Source organism: Variovorax sp. UC74_104 (assembly GCF_044055375.1).
GTDB lineage: Bacteria > Pseudomonadota > Gammaproteobacteria > Burkholderiales > Burkholderiaceae_C > Variovorax.
In genome coordinates this window covers 141677-158670 of the sequence record NZ_CP171979.1, presented here as the reverse complement: position 1 = coordinate 158670, position 16994 = coordinate 141677, and the positions used below count along the sequence as shown (strand labels likewise).

Sequence of the window (16994 nt, the reverse complement as noted above, 5' to 3'; positions counted from 1 at the left end):
CCTCATGTTCAAACGCATCCTCGTCGCCACCGACGGCACCGCCCTGTCGAAGAAGGCCGTCGACAGCGCCATCGCACTGGCGGCGCAGCACGACTCGGACCTGGTCGCACTGACGGTCGTTCCCCGCTACCCCAAGAGCTATTTCGAAGGCTCGATGTCCTTCTCCGCCGAGGAGGTCGGGCGCATCGAGAAGCAATGGGCGGAAAAGGCACAGACGATGCTCGACAAGATTCGCGACCGTGCGCGGGAACGCGGCGTGCGGATCAGGACTGCGCAAGCCAGCTCCGACCTGGTCGCCGAATCGATCGTCGCCGCGGCGAAGAAGCACAAGAGCGATCTGATCGTGATGGCCTCGCATGGACGCAAGGGCCTCAAGCGCCTCCTGCTGGGAAGTGAGACACAGCAGGTTCTGGTTCGGTCATCGCTGCCGGTTCTGGTGCTGCGGTAGCTGGCCTGGCGTCGGTTCGGGTGCGCGGCCTCTCCTGAATCCGTGGATTGCAACCCTCCGGCGGCGTGACAGCGTGCGCGCGACTTCCGGAGGGGGCTGCACCTCAGGCTTGAGATGGGGCAGCGTCTGTCGCAGCAAGGGGAATGACGCAGGCGCACCGCTCCTCTCGCCATGCCACCCCAAAAGCCTGCGAAAGGCGCATCATCTTGGTTGACGAACCCACGGTGCAGACTGTTCGCGAGGCAGAGCATGGCATGGTTCAAGAAGCTCTTCTGGGTCGGCGCAGGGCTCGCCATGGGGGGAGCGCTTGCCGTGTTCGTGGCGGACGAGCTGAAGACCTCGCGGCTGCAATCGGCCCTGTGGCACGACCTTGCCAGGGACGCGCGCTTCAGCGTCGACGCCGGTCCCAGCGACGCCATCCGCTTTCCGCGCGCCGGGCCGTATGACGAACGGCTGGGCTACCGGCAGCTTCCCGACTTCATCGAGCGCCTGCAGCGCCAGGGCTATGCCGTCACCCGCCAGGCGCGCATGTCGCCACGGCTGATCGAGCTGCAGGAACACGGGCTCTTCGCTCCCTACCGCGAGAAAAACCAGGCCGGCCTGAGCGTACGCGACTGCCGCAACGAGGCGCTGCTGCACACGCGCGTACCCGGGCGCGCCTACGAGCGTTTCGAGGACGTGCCTCCGCTGCTGGTGAGCGCCCTGCTCTTCGTCGAGGACCGCCACCTGCTGGACGCGCAGCCGCCGCAGCGCAACCCCGCCATCGACCCGGAGCGCTTTGCGAAGGCGGTGCTCGAGCAAGCGCTGCGGACGGTCAGCCTGGGCCGCACGGCGAGCGGCGGCAGCACGCTGGCCACTCAGATCGAGAAATACCGCCATTCGCCGCAGGGCCGCACCGGGTCGGTCGGAGAGAAGCTTCGCCAGATGGCATCGGCCTCGCTGCGCGCCTACCAGGACGGCGAGGACACGCAGGCGCGGCGGCGCCAGATCGTCGTCGACTACCTCGACACCGTGCCCCTGGCCGCGCGCCCAGGCATCGGCGAGGTGCACGGCCTGGGCGACGGCCTGTGGGCCTGGTACGGGCGCGACGTCCGCGAGGTCAACCGCCTGCTGGCCGACGACGCCGAAGGCACCGCGCCCACGCCCGAGGCGCTCGAACGCCAGGCCGCGGCCTTCAAGGAGGCGCTGTCGCTGATGATTGCGCAGCGCCGCCCCTCGCAGCACCTGCTCGGCGACGGCGAGGGCCTGGCCCGGCTGACTGACAGCTACCTGCGGCTGATGGCCGAGGCCGGCCTGATCACGTCCTCCCTGCGCGATGCGGCATTGCCGCTTCCCCTGCACCTGCAGCCCGAGCTGCCGCCGACTCCCCGGCCGGACTTCGTGCAGCGCAAGGCCACGACCGCGCTGCGCACGCATATCTCCACGCTGCTCGACGTGCCGCGCGCCTACGACCTGGAACGCCTCGACCTCGAGGCCGAAACGAGCCTCGACAGCGAGGCGCAAGCTGTGGCCGCCCGGGTGCTGGCCGGCCTGCGCATTCCAGCCGCGGCCAAGGCAGCGGGCCTGTTCGGCCCCCACATGCTCGACCCGGGTGCGGACCCAGGCCCGCTGATCTACAGCTTCACGCTGTTCGAGCGCAGCGCTGGGGCCAACCTGCTGCGCGTGCAGGCCGACAGCATCGACCAGCCCTTCGACGTGAACCAGGGCGCCCGGCTCGACCTGGGATCGACCGCCAAGCTGCGCACCCTTGTGAGCTACCTGGAGATCGTGGCCGAGTTGCACGCGAACTGGTCCGGCCTGGGCGCGGCCGAGCTGTCGGCGCTGGCGCCGAGCCCGCGCGACCCGCTGGGCATATGGGCGCGCCAGTACCTGCTCGGAACCAAGGATCGCCGCCTCGCGCCGATGCTCGAGGCGGCCATGGAGCGGAAATACTCCGCGAGCCCGGGCGAGGCCTTCTTCACCGGCGGCGGGCTGCACCAGTTCGAGAATTTCGAGCGCTCGCGCAACGGCAGCTCGATGACCGTGCGCGAAGGCTTCAAGCACTCGGTCAACCTGGTGTTCATCCGCCTGATGCGCGACCTGGTCCGCCACCGCATGTTCGGCGGCGCGACAGACCCCGAGCGGTTGCTCAAGGACCCCGCCGACCCGCGCCGGCGCGAGTTGCTCTCGCGCTTTGCCGACCACGAGGGTTCGGCCTTCCTCGTTCGTTTTCATCGCAAGTACCAGAACCGCAGCGCCGCGCAAGCCGAGGCGCTGCTGTTGCGCGGCCTCCGGTCGTCTGCGCCGCGCCTGGCGAGCGTGCTGTTCACGATCGAGCCGGATGCCAGCGACGCACGGCTCGAAGAACTGCTCGCGCGGCAGCTGGGTCGGGGCGCGGCCTCGCCGCGCGAACTGAAGGCGCTGCGCACCACCTACGCGAGCCTGTCGCTGGCCGATCGCGGCTATGTCGCCCGTGTGCATCCACTGGAGCTCTGGCTGGTGGGCTTCCTGCGGCGCCACCCGGGCGCGACGCTGGCCGATGTGCTGGACGCGAGCGCGGGAGAGCGCCAGGAGGTCTACGCCTGGCTCTTCAAGACGCGCCACAAGAGCGCGCAGGACAGGCGCCTGCGCGAGTTGCTCGAGCTCGACGCCTTCGCGCAGATCCATCGCTCATGGCAGCGCCAGGGATACCCCTTCGCCTCGCTGACGCCGTCGTACGCCAGCGCCATCGGCGCATCGGGCGACCGGCCGGCCGCCCTGGCCGAGCTGATGGGCATCGTCGTGAACGACGGCGTCCGGCTGCCCACACAGCGGGTCGAGGCGCTGCACTTCGCTCGCGACACGCCCTACGAGACACGCCTGGAGCCGCGCAACGCGAAGCCCGAGCAGGTGCTGCCGGCGGAAGTGACGGCCACGCTGCGCCGGGCACTGCTCGAGGTGGTGAACGACGGCACGGCACGGCGCCTGAAGGGGGCACTCGCGGATGCGAACGGCCGCGCGATCGACATCGGCGGCAAGACCGGCACCGGCGACCACCGCTACGAGCGCACCGGCCGCGGCGGGCGGGTGATCTCCGAGCGCAAGATCGACCGCTCTGCCACCTTCGTCTTCATGATCGGCGAGCGCTACTTCGGCACCGTCATGGCCTACGTGCACGAACCCCATGCCGCCCGCTACAGGTTCACGAGCGCGCTGCCGACCCAGCTGTTGAAGTCGCTGGGGCCGCAACTGCTGCCGGTGCTCCAGCGCAGCGGATGCGCGGGCGATTGAGCAGTCGGTTGCCGGCGCGATGCCGGACACCATCGGCAACCCTTCTTCTGACGTAAAATCGTTTCATGAATCGTTTCTCATATCGATTTCTAAGAAGATTTTTCCTATGAAGATTTCCTATATTTGGTCTTCATATATCGTTTCATATGACCGCTGACCCTGTTGCAATCCTCCGGGCCAGGGGACCACTTCAGGCGGGCGTCCTTGCCGATGCGATGAAGGTGAGCCGCCCTACCCTGAGTCGGGCCATTCGCGCCGCGGGGCCGGAAATCATCGTTCGCGGAAACGCCAGGCGCACCAAGTACGCGGCACGCCGCGCGCTGAGAGGGGACTTCAATCCCATCCCGCTCTTGCGGATCGACCGCGACGGCATCCCGCACGAGATCGCCATGCTGGACCTGCTGTATCCCGACGGGACTGCCGTTGAGTTCTCCGGAAAGCCCGGCTGGCCCCTGGACGACGAGATGAAGCAGGGTTGGTTCGAAGGGCTGCCGTACATGATGCAGGACATGCGGCCTCAAGGCTTCCTCGGGCGCAACTTCGCACGACACCACGCAGCCTTGTTGAAAGTGAGCGACGACCCGGCGTCCTGGTCGGACGATGACGTCCTGCATGCCCTGTCGCTGCTGGGCACCGATGTCCCCGGCGATCTGCTGGTTGGCGAGGCTGCGGCCAGGACGTGGCTCGCACAGGTTCAGGCTCTCAGCGACGGGGCCGTACCCCATGGCCTGGGCGACGATCAGCTGCAGCGGTCCTACCCACGACTCGCCGCAGACATGCTGGAGCTCGGCGTGGCTGGCTCATCGGCGGGTGGCGAGTTTCCGAAGTTCACCGCCATGAGGCGCATGGCCGGACAGGACAGGCATGTCCTTGTGAAGTTCTCCGGCTCCGATGATTCTCCGGGCACTCGGCGTTGGGCCGACCTGCTGCAGTGCGAGCACCTTGCCGCTCGCGCGTTGGCCGCGCATGCCGGCATCGAGGTGGCCGAGTCCAGAATCCACCTCATCGCGGGCCGGACTTTTCTCGAGGTCGACCGATTCGACAGGCATGGCGCCATGGGCCGCTCACCGGTCGTTTCCTGGAGCACGCTGAACTCGACCTTCGTCGGCGTCAGCGGGCGCCGATGGGCAGAAGGTGTCCAGCCCCTGGTCAACCGGGGTTGGGTCACCGACGAGGACCTCCGCCGCATCGATCTTGTCGGGCACTTCGGACAGCTCATCGGCAATACCGACATGCACGACGGCAACCTGTCGTTCCAGCCCGTTCAGGACGCCAACCAGGTGCTACTGCAACTGGCGCCGATCTACGACATGCTTCCGATGACTTACGCCCCCGTGCGCGGCGTGGAACTGCCCCCCAGGACCTATGCCCCGCAACTGCCCCTGCCCTCCGAGAAGGGCATCTGGCAGCAGGCTGCGCGTGCTGCGCTCGCATTCTGGGAAAGCGCGGCAGCCGATGAGCGAATCAGCACCGAATTTCGGGACACGTGCGCTCAGAACGCTCGGACACTTCGAAGGAGCATTCGGGTCGGATAGCTCGCGGACCGGCATCGAGGAAATGGCCTCCCGGGCCCTCGCGCGGGAGATGGCCGGCGAATTCCCGACCCCGCGACGAAGCTGCAAAGAAAGGTCTCAAGACCCGGCGAAGAGCTTCGCGGCTTCGTCGGCAGCCACGAAGCGCCTCTCGCGCACCCATTTCGTCACGACCCACTTCTCGCCCCGGGTCACCGGCGCGCTCGCGTGCAGGGAACGCGCGTCGACACGGCCTCGGTCATCGCCGTACTCGAAGTAGCAGGCATTGCCACGGATCGGCGAAACCGCGAGGCCGAGGCGCGGGAAGACGGTCTGTCCGCCTTCCGGCACGTCGTTGAGATAGGTCACCAGGGTACTCACCCGCTGGCCGCTGCGCGCAATGGATTCACGGTTGGCGGCGTTGGTGGGCGCCAGATAGTCGTGGTGGGGCTCGCTGCCCGCGCCGGTCGGGTAATGGAGCACCTGCAGCCCCTCGCCGTTTTCCAGCGGCAGGTTCATCAGCGCCGAGAGGCGCCGGTCGAGTCTGGCGATCAGGTCGTTCTCGCACAGGCGGAAGAACATGCCCCAGCTCGCGCGCTTGTCGCTCACCACGTCGCGGCCGCTCATCAGGTCGACCAGGGTGGAAGGTCTCAGGCGCGGCCGTGCCATCTCGATGATGGCCTGGCATTCATCGGCGTCCACCACGTTGCCGAGAGTGGCGAGGACCGGGTCGTCGCCACGCGAGTGGACGGCGATCTCGCGGTCGGCCGCCAGGATGCGGGTGCCCGGCGCGAGCCTTGCCGTCGGCCTGGATGGCGCATCGTCATGAAGTTCGATGACACCATCCGGCACCGCCGCGCCCTGCTGCCGCGCATCGACGAACGCCGCGACGATGGCGTGCGCGGCACGCTCGTTCACTCCCTGCTTCAGCATCGCGGCCACCAGCGTCGGCGGCAGCTGGCCGGCATCGAGCTTGTGCTCGAGCCAGCGGCCCAGGTCGGGGGAGAAGCGGACGACGGTGCTCATGGCGACCTGTGGGCACTATGCGATGCGGCACTATGCAATGAGCCGCGCATCAGACCGGCCCCGTCTGGGCGACCCAGCCCTTCTGGCCGCGCGTGAAGCCCTGACGCAGCTGCAGCGCGCCGCCCGCGCCGTTCATGATGCGCGCGATCATCGGGAACACGCGCTGCGCGTCGGCGTCCTGCATCCACGGCGCCGACTCGGCCTGGTAGGTGTAGCTCACCACCGCCAGCGGACGCCCGGCGTCGGAGCTGCCGACCTTGACGTCGACGATCTTCTCGCGCTTGAGATGAACCACGCAGAAGTCGCTGGCGTGCTCGCCATCGCGGCCTGCGTGAGACTTGTAGAACTTGCGGCCGGCCTCGGTCAGCTCGAAGCGCTTGACCGCGCCGTCCGGGTTCTCGCTGCTCTTCGGCGCGGCGACGATGGTGCTGCGTACCAGGCCCAGTTGCTCCATCACGGGGAACTGGAGCGCATGGCGCGCGCCCGCGCCGGCCTCGGCTTCGGTCAGGTCGATCGGCCAGCTCGACATGGCAAGGCAGATGTCGCCGCGCTGGGCCAGGTAGTCGTCGAGCGGGGCCGCGAGGTTCTCGGCGGTGGGCGCATCGGCATCGTGGCCGACGCTGCAGGCGGCCAGGGCGCAGATCGCGGCGATGCCCGCCAGGGTCTTGAGCGAATTCAGGGTGTGCCGGCTCGGGCGGATGAAGCGGGGATTCATGGGGTTTGTGCTTGGTCTTGCTGGATATCGGTGGCGGACGCGGACTCAGTGCTCGTCGAGCTCGTCGGCAACCCAGCCGTGCCGCGTCAGGTGAACGCCGAGGCGTACCTGCATCGTTCCCTCGCGCTGGATGGCGCGCGCCAGCAGCGGAAAGGCCTGCAGCACTTCGGGCGCCGCGGCCCAGGGCTCGGGTGCGATTCGGTATGTGAAAAGCAGCGAGGTCGCGGTGCGGCCATCGCGTGTCTGCGGCGGATCCCAGCCGATCAGGCGATCGAGGCTCAGGGTGGCCGCGCAGAAGTCGCCCGAGTGTGTGATCGTCTGCGTCGTCGTGCGGACCACCACGGGCACGTGCAGGTAGTACTTGCGCCCCGCCTCGGTCAGTGCGTATTCGCGGGCTGGCGGCTGCGCGGCGGCGGAGACGACATCCCTGCCGGTCACGAGCCCCAGCTTCTCGAGCACCGGCATCTGCTGCGCATCGGGCTCGCGCGATCCGGCCGCCACCGTGATCGGCCAGGCGTACTTGGCCAGGCACACATGCCCGCGCTGTGCGAGGTAGTCGTTGGTCGTCGCGGTGAAGTTGTCTCGGTTGGGAAAGCGTGCCTCCTCGTTGCCGCAACCGGTCAGGCAGGCCAGCGGCACCGTCAGCAGCAGCACGGCGGTGCGCATCGAACCTCGCCCGGCCTTCATTTCGCGCACCTGTCGGTGGTGGATGGCTTTGGGGAGGGCTGGTAGCCGTCGCTCAGCGTGCCGAGGAAGCAGACGAGGTCGGCGATCTGCTGCGGCGTCATGGCCGGAGGGGACCCGGGCGCGCGGGGTTTCGTGCCGCTGGCCAGGGTCTTGTCGCCGCCCTCGCCCGTACCCATGGGCACCTCTTCGTCGAGGCTGCCTTGCTGCGATGGCGGCAGGTCGTTGTATTTGTCGACCGTCGCGCCCGGCACATGGGTGGGCTGCAGCGCCCAGGCGGGGTTCGCCTGCGGCGCACCTGCGCCGTCGTTGCTGGCGGGATACCAGTACTCGGGGTTGGTGTCCCGCGTGTTGTAGAAGTTGACGACCTGCTCCAGCGAATGGAAGACGCCGTTGTGGAACAAGGCTCCCCGCGTCGCCACGTTGCGCAAGCCGGGAACCTTGAACATGCCGCAGTACGGGCTCGCCGTGTCCGGCGTGGCGGGCGCGTGGTCGGTTCGGAAGGGTCCGCACAGACCCATGTCGTGGTACTTCGGGTCGCCGTTGGCCGGAATCGGGTCGGGGTTGTTCGGAATCGACCTGTCGTTGCGCGGCGCGCCCAGGGCCTGGTAGGTGAAGTCGGTCATCAGGCCTGTGGTGCCGTTGAAGTTGGCGCCCGTGTAGTGGCAGCCCGAGCAATTGGCGACGCCGGTACTGTGAAACACGATCTCGCCGCGCCGTTCGGCCGGTGTCAGCGTGCCGCCGATCTTGTTGAAGACATGCAGGTCGTACTTGCTGCTGTATGGATGAAAGCTCAAGTCTTCCGTCTCCAGCGCCTGTATTGCATTGCCAAGGGCGGTGAAAGCCGCATCGGTGTCGTTGAACACGTCGGCGCCGAAGGCCTGCCTGAACAAGCCCGCGTAAGTGCTGGCCTGGACGACCTTCACGACTGCTTCCTTCGAGCTGTTGTTCATCTCGACCGGATTGAGCAGCGGCATGCCGGCCTGTATCGCCAGCGTCGCCGCGCGGCCGTCCCACATGAGGCCGCCACCGGGCGAGCTGGACGTCACTCCGTCGGGGTTGGGTGCGTCGTCGCTGTAGGGCGGCGTCGATTCCCTGTAGCGCAGCGATGGGACGGCGCGCGCGCCGGTCTGCGTGATGTCGGAGCCCAGCTGCACGGAGATGCTATTGGGCGGACCATAGGCATATTGCGGGTCGTGGCAGCTCGCGCACGACATGTTCCTGCCGCTCGAGAGGTTCTTGTCGAAGAAGGCCATCTGCCCGACCTGGGCGCGAAGACTCAAGGCGGGTCCGCCGGGGCGGGTGTTGCTCGTGGTCCTTGCCGTGCCCTTGCTATCGCAGGCCGCCACTATCGACAGCAGCGCGGCCACGAGCACCATGCCGAGCGGGACCCACCTGTCCTTTGCCAGATTCATCATTGACCGTTGCATCTCCGAAGAGCCGCCAGGGCGGCCTTCGATTCGTTCTCTTCCTTGCCTTCGCGCGAACCCGCAATCCAGGAGCGGCCGTCCGCAAAGGGCTCGGGGGCTGGAGGTCCCCCTGCCCTCATGCGCATGCCGGTCTACCTGGTCGCCCAGACGTTGTTCTGGCTCGCGTCGGCGCCGGTCTGCGGGGTGATCTGGCCTTCCAGCTTGCCCGTGAGGGCGTCCTGCACGCCGACGATGTCGTTCGCGTACAGCTTCTGGGTGTAGTTGGCCGGGATCACGTAGGCATGGTTGATCGGTCGCACCGAGTCGAAGTGCGTGTCCGCGCTGGCCTGGTATTCAGGCAGTGCAAGGATGTTGGCCGTGATGAACGCTTCCGTGTATTTGGTGCGGTTCAGGTACGACGCATCGACGCCCGGATCGGCAATCTGGAACATGTCCTGCAGCGTGCGCAGGAAGGAGAAGTGGCTGTACGAGTCGGAGTCCGCAACCTGCTTCTTCGCCGTGCCCACGTCCTGCTGGTTGGTCATGATCCCGAAGATCGAGTTGCCGTGGCCGAAGTTGCCCCCCGCGTAGTTGGGCGGCGGCGTGGTGGCCGTCGCCTTGCCGCTCGCATCCACCGTCACCGGCGCCGCGCCCGAATTCGGGGCCGCCCGCGTTCCAGCCGCAGCAGGAGCCGTTGCTGCCGCCTTCGCCTTCGTCGTACATCACGACGATGGCCACGCGCTTGTACGGGTTCTTCCACAGCGCCGAGTTGCGGATCTTGTTGACCACCATGCCCAGGTAGATGTCGGCGCGGATGGTGCCGGCGCCCTGGCCGTCGTTGTTGGTGTTCGCGCAACTGGTGTCGGAGCCGACGCCGTGCATGTCGTCGCACTGGTCCGGAACGATGAAGTTGATGTTGCCCACGTCGCCCGTGTCCAGGTCCTTGCCGAACTGGTCGTAGATCCAGCCGGTCGGCACCGGGAAGATCGAGGAATTGAGCCAGTCGGCTTCCTGGTACTGCGTGCCGAAGATGGTGCGGTTGTTGGCCACGAAGTCGGGCAGGCTGCGGGCGCCCTGGAAGGCGATCGAGGGGCCGTGCTTGACCTTGTAGAGGCCGCCTTGCGCGGGGAAGCTGGGCGAGCCGACCAGGGTGGGCGGCGCCGAGCCGTCGAGGTTGGTGGCACCCTTGAGCTTGCTCGAGTCGTACGTGGCGGTCACGGCGTTGTCGAGGATGCTGTCGGCGCGCACGTCCTGCCCGGGGTTCATCGATTCGCTGTAGGTGCGGATGGTGAGGCCCGCCTTGGACATCGCCGTGAACAGGTTGCTGCCCGGGATGTTGTGCACGGTGCCGCCGGTCGGGTGGTCGCCGCAGGTCGCGTCCGTCGGGACGTATTGGGAGCGGCTCTGTTTGTTCGCCGGCGGGAGCGCGCCCTGCGCGGGCATGACCTGGCCGTCGGAGGCCGTGCCGCCCGCGAATGCGACGTCCTTGATGTCGTAGGGGGCGACCGCGCCGCAGCCGAACCAGTTGTCGTCGTGGATGCCGAAGTCGTCTCCGCCGCCCAGCGCGGTGTAGTTGGGCTCGGAGGGGTTGCCGGTCGAGTAGTACGTCTTGAGCTGGTTGTAGTTGTTCAGGATGTAGTTGATGTTCGCCGCGCGCGGATTGCCGACGATCACGTCGGTCGACTTGTTCTCCTCGACGATGATGAAGATGTTGTCGTAGGCCGGCACGCCTTCCACGTTGAAGGCGGCCTGCTGCGCCTGCGCGAAGGTGATGGGCGCCTGCTTCTGCGTCGGCACGGTGGGGGTGGCCTTGCTGCCGTCCGTGTTGGTGAGCGTCACGCCCGACAGGCCGACGAGCCGGGGATCGCCGCCGGCGACGGCCAGGTTGTCGGGGAACAGGTCCTTGCGGTCGAGCTTGGTCGTCGCGTAGGTGTAGCGGTTGGTCAGCTGGTTGTCTTCGTACAGCGCGGCGTACTGGGTGGCGCCGCTCAGGGCGTTGACGTCGGCCAGCGGGTCGGTGAACGCGGCCGAGCCGAGGTTGAAGGTCGGCCCGTTGAGGCGAGCAATCAAGTTGGCCTTCTCGGCCGCGTAGCTGCTGCCGTTGGCTTCCACCAGGCGCTGGGCTTCGCTCGACAGCGGGCTGATGACGATCTTGTCCACGCCCTGGTCGGCGATCTGGGCGGCGGAGGCACGCAGGATCAGGTGGCTGGCGACGGGGGCGCCGGTCGCGGTATTGGTTGCGGAAGTGCCGATGTCGGCCACCAGTTGGCCGGCCTGACTGGTCGTCAGCGTGAATTTGCCGCTGGCATCGGTGAGCGTCGAGGCTTCGCCGCTGTCGAGCACGCCGTTGCCGTTGGCGTCGACGAAGACCGTCGCCTTCTGGTAGTAGCCGGCCTTCAGCGTCGGATTGCCCGTGCCGCTGCCCGGCACGTAGCCACTGGCGGCCACCACGCCGCTGAAGGTCGTGCTGGTGGAACTGGTGGGCCCGGTCGTGCTGGTGGGTGGGATCGTGATCGGGAAGAAGCCGGCGCTTCCGCCGCCCCCTCCTCCTCCGCACGCAGCGAGCACGCAGGCCGCAATCGTCGTCAACGACGTGAGCAAGACTTTCTTGTCGAAGATGGTCATATATCTTGGGGCGATGAGTTATTGATGGTTTTGATCAACCTGCAGGAAACAACGGCGGCGTGCTTTCTCATTAAGAAAACCGCAACGTGGAGAAATGTAGAAATCGCCAATGACATTCATGTGTCAATAACGATTTCGAAATCCTTTGATTTCACAGGCACCAGGCCGTATTAAATTTCCGATTTGATTGGAACTGACCACGGGCTGACCGGAGAATTAGATGGAAATTAGGAACGCTTGTTTTCGGTGAAATATTCAGGAAAAATTCCCTTGCTTTCAGCACGAACCTGTCCCCCTCGCAAGCTCGACGGAGTGCGGCAAGAGGAGTTTTCCCAACGGGACGACAGGGCCAGCCCCCTTCATTCGTCGAGAAAAATCGACGGCGCCTCGCCGTACTCGGTACGTCGAAGCTGCGTGGCGTGAAATTAATTGCGACGCGACGGATGCGCTGCCAAGTCACGCCACGGAGGGTCGACCGGCGATCCAGGGACGCGCCAACTCACACGACCAGGCAATTACCACCCGTCGGCACGCCCCATCGATCAAATCCCTGTTCCCGAGAATTCGAGCGGCGCACGTGGTGCGAATCGCGCCTCCGAAAAACTCACATCAATGCCGCGGATGATTGCGCGGCATTGATCGTCCGGCCGGAGGCCGAGGGCGCGCAGCCGTCGAGGTGGATCGTTCGACCTGTGGCTCCGTGACGCTCACAAGCCGTCCGGCAGCAGGGCGGCGAGCGCGTCGCGCATCAGCCGTGCGATCAACTGCTGGCGTTCGCGCGGCATCCGCTCGAGGGTTGAAGCCACGCTGATGGCGGCCGAGGGCTCGCCAGCGGCATTGCGCACCGCCATGCCGACGGCCAGCACGCCGTCGGTGGCGTGGTTGCCAATGACGGACCAGCCACGCTGGCGCGTCGCCTGCACCAGCAGCGCCATGCGCTCGGGCGTCATTCCACCGTAGCGCGCCAGGTTCGGCGCATTGGCGGCGATGGCGGCCTTCATCTGTTCGTCCGGCAGCGCCGACAACAGCGCCAGTCCCGCCGCCCCGACGCCGAGCGGCTGGAGCGTCCCCACCTGGATGACGAGGATCTGGATCGGATGTGTGCCAACGTGCCGTGCGATGCAGCGCGAAGCGGCGCCTTCGCGCACGATGGCGAAGGCGGCGTCGCCACATGCGGCACTCACCTGCTCCAGCACGGGGCGCAGCCGCGCCGCCATGTTGGGCGTTGCATCGTGCAATGCCATGGCCGCCAGCCGTGGCCCTGCGACGTAGCGAAAGCGTCCGCGCTGCGCCACGTGCCCGGTGTCCAGCAAGGTGGCCAGCAGCCGGTGGACCGTCGCGCGCTCCAGTTGCGCGATCCGGCACAGGTCCACCACACGCAGCCCCTCGCGGTCGCTGGCCAGTACCGCATCCAGCAGTTGCAGGCCTCGCCTCAGCGTACGGCCACTGCTGTCCCTCTCCCCGCCGGGCTCGGTGTCCGCCGGGCCCGGCGGCGCCACGCTCGGGGCGCTTGCCTGGTGGGTGGCTCGAGGGATGCGGCGAGTCGGCATGCGAGGGGATTCGGAAGTCGAGGGGACGAGCCCTCCAGTGTGCCAAAAACGTCCGCCTGGCGGACGTTCTGATTGGTGCGATGGACGGGGCTGTCAAAGAATTCCGGCCTGACGAACGCGCTTGCCGTGCGGCGCCAGGCCTTCGGGCAGGCACCGCCGCCGTCACCGAAATACTGAAGGAGACAACAGAACATGCTTTGCCCGACCGCATCCCGCCGGCGTTTGCTGGCCCTTGCCACCGCGCTGCTCTGCAGCACCGCGCTGCCCTCGCATGCACAGCCCGCCCCCTGGCCGTCCAAGCCGGTGAAGCTCGTGGTCGGCTACGCCGCGGGAGGGGCCACGGACGTGATCGCGCGCCTGGTCGCCATCAGGCTGGGCGAACAGCTGGGCCAGCCCGTGCTGGTGGACAACCGCACCGGCGCCAACAGCAACGTGGGTGCCGAAGCCGTGGCCCGCGCCCCCGCCGACGGCTACACGCTCTACGTCTACACCATCGCCAACACGATCAACGCGTCGCTCTATGCCCGGCTCGGCTACGACCCGATCAAGGATTTCGAGCCCATCGGACTGATCGCCAAGATTCCCAACATCCTGGTGGTCGACCCGAAGCTGCCGGTGAAGAGCGTGGCCGACTACGTGCGCTTCGCCAAGGAGCAGCCCGACGGCATCACCTTCGCATCCTCGGGCAGCGGCTCATCCATCCACCTCTCGGGCGAGATGTTCAAGATGAAAGCCGGCTTGAAGATGCTGCATGTGCCCTACCGGGGCAGCGCTCCCGCGATCACGGACTTGCTGGGCGGGCAGGTGCAGTCGATGTTCGACAACGCGCCCTCGGCGCTGCCGCATGTGCAGGGCGGAAGGTTGCGCGCCATCGCGATCACCGGTCCCCGGCGCTCGCCGCTGCTGCCCGACGTGCCCACCGTGGCCGAGTCGGGCTATCCGGGCTTCGACGTGCAGTCCTGGTTCGGCCTGGCTGCCCCCGCCGGAACGCCGCGCGCCGTGATCGACCGGCTCAATGCCGCGCTGGGCAAGGTCCTGGCCGCGCCGGAAGTACGCCAGCGGCTGCAGGACATGGCGGCCACGCCCGAGGCCGGCACGCCCGAGCAGATGCGCGCGTTCGCTGCCGCGGAGATCAAGCGCTGGCGCGACGTGGTCAAGGCGTCGGGCGCCACCGCCGAATAAGGAAAGAAAGGAGCCTGCCCCATGTTTCCCATCGACTTCTTCTGGCGCGCGGCCGAACGCTGGCCCGACCGCATTGCCATCGACGCCCCCGAGGGCACGACCCGCTACGACGCACTGGCCGCCCAGGTGGCCGCGCTGGCCTCGGCCCTGAACGCACTCGACCCCGAGCCGCAAAGCCGCGTGGGCATCTGCGCGAGCAACAGCGCCGGGCACATCGTGGCGCTTCTGGCTGTGCTGGCCTGCGGCAAGGTCTGGGTGCCGCTCAACCCCAAGAGCACCCGCCCCGAGATTCGCCGGATCGTCGATGCGACCGAGCCCTCGATCCTCGTGGTCGACCCTGCCTGCGCCGGCCTGCTCGAAGGCGCGCCGGGTGCGCGCATCCACAGCGGCACAACCGAGGAAAGCGGGGAAAGCGAACCCACCATCGCCACCTTGATCTCGCGCCACGCCGGGGGGGCACGGCCCACCTTCGCCCTGCCGCCCGAGGCCGCGCAGGCGATCAAGTTCACCGGCGGCACCACCGGCGCGCCCAAGGGGGTGATCCAGCCATATCGCGCCTGGATGGCCACGATCGTCAACCAGATCCATGCCTGGGGATTCGAGCCGCGGGATCGCTACATCATGGCCGCCCCGATCACCCACGGCACTTCGACCTATCTCCTGCCCATCCTGGCACAGGGCGGCTGCCACGTCGTGCTGGCCGAGAGCGGCGCCGAGGCCGTGCGCACGGCCTTTCGCGAGCGCGGCGGCACGGTGTGCTTCATGCCCCCCACGCTGGTCTACATGCTGATGGCACTGCCGGGCGCTTCGCGCGCGGACTTTCCGCAGCTGCGCCGCCTGATCTACGGCGGGGCGCCGATGCCGCCCGAGAAGATCCGCCAGGTGCGCGACTTCTTCGGCCCGGTGCTCGGCACCACCTATGGCCAGACCGAGGCGCCGCAGATCCTGACGGTGATGCGCCCCGAGGACTTCGAGGAAGAGCGCAACTGGGCAGCCGTGGGCCGCACCACGTGGTTCAGCGACGTGGCCATCATGGCGCCCAATGGCCGACTCCTGCCCGCGGGCGAGGTCGGCGAGGTGGTGGCGCGCGGCGACCTGGTGATGAGCGGCTACTGGCGTCTGCCCGACAAGACGGCAGAGACGCTGGTGGGCGACTGGCTGCACACCGGCGACCGCGGCCTGATCGACGAACGGGGCTACCTGTACCTCAAGGATCGCCTGAAGGACCTGGTCATCACGGGCGGCTTCAACGTCTACCCGGTGGACGTTGAGAACGCGCTGGGCCAGCACCCCGCGGTGCACGAATGCGCGGTGTTCGGCATTCCCGACGACAAGTGGGGCGAGGCCGTACAGGCTGCCGTCCAGTTGCGCCCGGGCGCCCGAGCCTCCGACGCCGAGCTGATCGCGTTCGTGCGCGAACGCCTGGGCCCCGTGCAGACACCCAAGCACATCCATTTCTACGAGAGCTTGCCGCGCTCTCCGGTGGGCAAAGTGCTCAAGGCGACCGTGCGCGAACGCGCGATGGTTTCCGCCAGCGCCCCCGCCATCGCCACAGCCCAATGAAAGACCACCCCATGCCCAACTCTCCCGCCACGCCCGTCACGGGCCTTTGCACCCACACGCTCACCAGCCTGCACTACCGCGACGAGGATCTGGTCGAGGATCTGCTCGGCAAGAAGACCTTCACCGAGGCGATGCTGAAGCAGATCCTGAACCGCACGCCGCGCGGCGTGGACCTGCGCATCACCGACGCCGTGCTGATCGTCCTGATGGAACACGGCCTCACGCCCAGCGCCATCGCCACGCGCCTGGTCTACATGAGCGCGCCCGAGAACCTGCAGGGCGCCGTCTCGGCGGGCCTGCTGGCGGTGGGCAGCTCCTTCGTCGGCACGATGGAGAACTGCTCGGGCCTGCTCGATCGCATCGGCGCGGCAGCGGATCCGGACGCCGAGGCGCTGGAGATCGCGCGCCACCACAAGGCGCTCAAGACCCCGGTGCCCGGGTTCGGCCATCATCTGCACAAGCCGGTGGATCCGCGTGCCTACAAGCTGCTCGACATCGCGCGCGCGGAGCCCGAATTGCCAGGAGACAAGGTGCGCGCGCTCGAGAGACTCTCGGCCGCCGTGGACGCGGTGGCGCAGCGCCCCATCACGATCAACGCGACCGGCGCCGTGGCGGCGCTGCTCGGCGAGATCGGGGTGCCCACTGCCGTGATGCGCGGCTTCGCGGTCATCTCGCGCGCGGCGGGCCTGGTGGCCCACATCGTCGAAGAGCAGCAGAGCCCTTCGGGTCGTTTCATCTGGGACACCGTCGAGCAGGCCATCCCGTTCGTGGACGGGCTCGGGAAATCCCGATGACCGCGGCGGGGGGCCGCATCCCTGCGCCCCCGCTGCCGAGTTCGTTGAGAGCCCGCTCGGCAGCTCCTGTTGCCGGCGCACCGTCCAGGCAGCCCGATGCCGCGGCAGGCCGGCGGCCGTGCCCGGCGCGCAACAGGCGGCGCCCCCGCACGCCGCCGCCCGGCGTTCCTGTGCCATGATGAAGTTCCCTGATCAACTTCCCCCGCACCCGGGCGCTGCGCCGCCCTGGCTGGCACGA

The 16994-nt window shown here is 67.7% G+C and carries 13 protein-coding genes; 6 read left to right on the top strand and 7 right to left on the bottom strand.

What is annotated here, in order from left to right:
• Nucleotides 1–4: 4 nt before the first annotated feature.
• From ACHMXA_RS31300 to yjjJ, 3 genes are all read left to right on the top strand, one after another.
• Nucleotides 5–448 carry a universal stress protein gene (locus ACHMXA_RS31300; protein WP_395322210.1) on the top strand — a complete coding sequence of 148 codons (444 nt, stop codon included), beginning with the start codon at nucleotides 5–7 and terminating at the stop codon, nucleotides 446–448.
• Between the two features lie 249 nt (nucleotides 449–697).
• Nucleotides 698–3697: a transglycosylase domain-containing protein gene (locus tag ACHMXA_RS31295; RefSeq protein WP_395322208.1), complete on the top strand. Its 3000-nt coding sequence runs from the start codon at nucleotides 698–700 to the stop codon at nucleotides 3695–3697.
• Nucleotides 3698–3843: 146 nt separating this feature from the next.
• Entirely contained in the window at nucleotides 3844–5232 is a 1389-nt protein-coding gene (yjjJ, locus tag ACHMXA_RS31290) for a type II toxin-antitoxin system HipA family toxin YjjJ (protein ID WP_395322207.1), read from the top strand.
• Nucleotides 5233–5328: 96 nt separating this feature from the next.
• Here the strand turns inward: yjjJ and ACHMXA_RS31285 are convergent, their stop codons facing one another.
• The 7 genes from ACHMXA_RS31285 to ACHMXA_RS31255 all read right to left on the bottom strand — a co-directional run bounded on the left by ACHMXA_RS31285 (nucleotide 5329) and on the right by ACHMXA_RS31255 (nucleotide 13217).
• Nucleotides 5329–6234: a 2OG-Fe(II) oxygenase gene (locus ACHMXA_RS31285; RefSeq protein WP_395322205.1), complete on the bottom strand. Its 906-nt coding sequence runs from the start codon at nucleotides 6232–6234 to the stop codon at nucleotides 5329–5331.
• Nucleotides 6235–6283: 49 nt separating this feature from the next.
• Entirely contained in the window at nucleotides 6284–6949 is a 666-nt protein-coding gene (locus ACHMXA_RS31280) for a hypothetical protein (RefSeq protein WP_395322203.1), read from the bottom strand.
• Nucleotides 6950–6994: 45 nt separating this feature from the next.
• Complete coding sequence (locus ACHMXA_RS31275) at nucleotides 6995–7636, bottom strand: hypothetical protein (protein ID WP_395322201.1); 642 nt, start codon at nucleotides 7634–7636, stop codon at nucleotides 6995–6997.
• Nucleotides 7633–9048, bottom strand: a complete 1416-nt coding sequence (locus tag ACHMXA_RS31270) for a cytochrome-c peroxidase (protein WP_395322199.1) — start codon at nucleotides 9046–9048, stop codon at nucleotides 7633–7635. The genes ACHMXA_RS31275 and ACHMXA_RS31270 overlap by 4 nt, the downstream gene beginning before the upstream one ends.
• A gap of 146 nt (nucleotides 9049–9194) precedes the next feature.
• Nucleotides 9195–9494 carry a hypothetical protein gene (locus ACHMXA_RS31265; protein WP_395322197.1) on the bottom strand — a complete coding sequence of 100 codons (300 nt, stop codon included), beginning with the start codon at nucleotides 9492–9494 and terminating at the stop codon, nucleotides 9195–9197.
• On the bottom strand, nucleotides 9397–11667 hold the full coding sequence (locus ACHMXA_RS31260) for a phosphoesterase (protein WP_395322195.1): 2271 nt from the start codon (nucleotides 11665–11667) through the stop codon (nucleotides 9397–9399). The genes ACHMXA_RS31265 and ACHMXA_RS31260 overlap by 98 nt, the downstream gene beginning before the upstream one ends.
• Before the next feature lie 707 nt (nucleotides 11668–12374).
• The gene (locus ACHMXA_RS31255; protein ID WP_395322194.1) at nucleotides 12375–13217 is read right to left on the bottom strand and encodes an IclR family transcriptional regulator; all 843 of its coding nucleotides are present in this window, start codon (nucleotides 13215–13217) and stop codon (nucleotides 12375–12377) included.
• Nucleotides 13218–13409: 192 nt separating this feature from the next.
• On the opposite strand from ACHMXA_RS31255, the gene ACHMXA_RS31250 reads away from it, so the two are divergent.
• From ACHMXA_RS31250 to ACHMXA_RS31240, 3 genes are read left to right on the top strand one after another with little or no spacing between them, the layout of a single operon-like run.
• Nucleotides 13410–14399, top strand: a complete 990-nt coding sequence (locus ACHMXA_RS31250) for a tripartite tricarboxylate transporter substrate binding protein (RefSeq protein WP_395322192.1) — start codon at nucleotides 13410–13412, stop codon at nucleotides 14397–14399.
• Nucleotides 14400–14420: 21 nt separating this feature from the next.
• A complete protein-coding gene (locus ACHMXA_RS31245) occupies nucleotides 14421–15962 on the top strand; it encodes a class I adenylate-forming enzyme family protein (protein WP_395322191.1) in 1542 nt (513 codons plus the stop codon).
• 11 nt (nucleotides 15963–15973) lie between these two features.
• A complete protein-coding gene (locus ACHMXA_RS31240) occupies nucleotides 15974–16756 on the top strand; it encodes a citryl-CoA lyase (RefSeq protein WP_176666538.1) in 783 nt (260 codons plus the stop codon).
• Nucleotides 16757–16994: the final 238 nt, after the last annotated feature.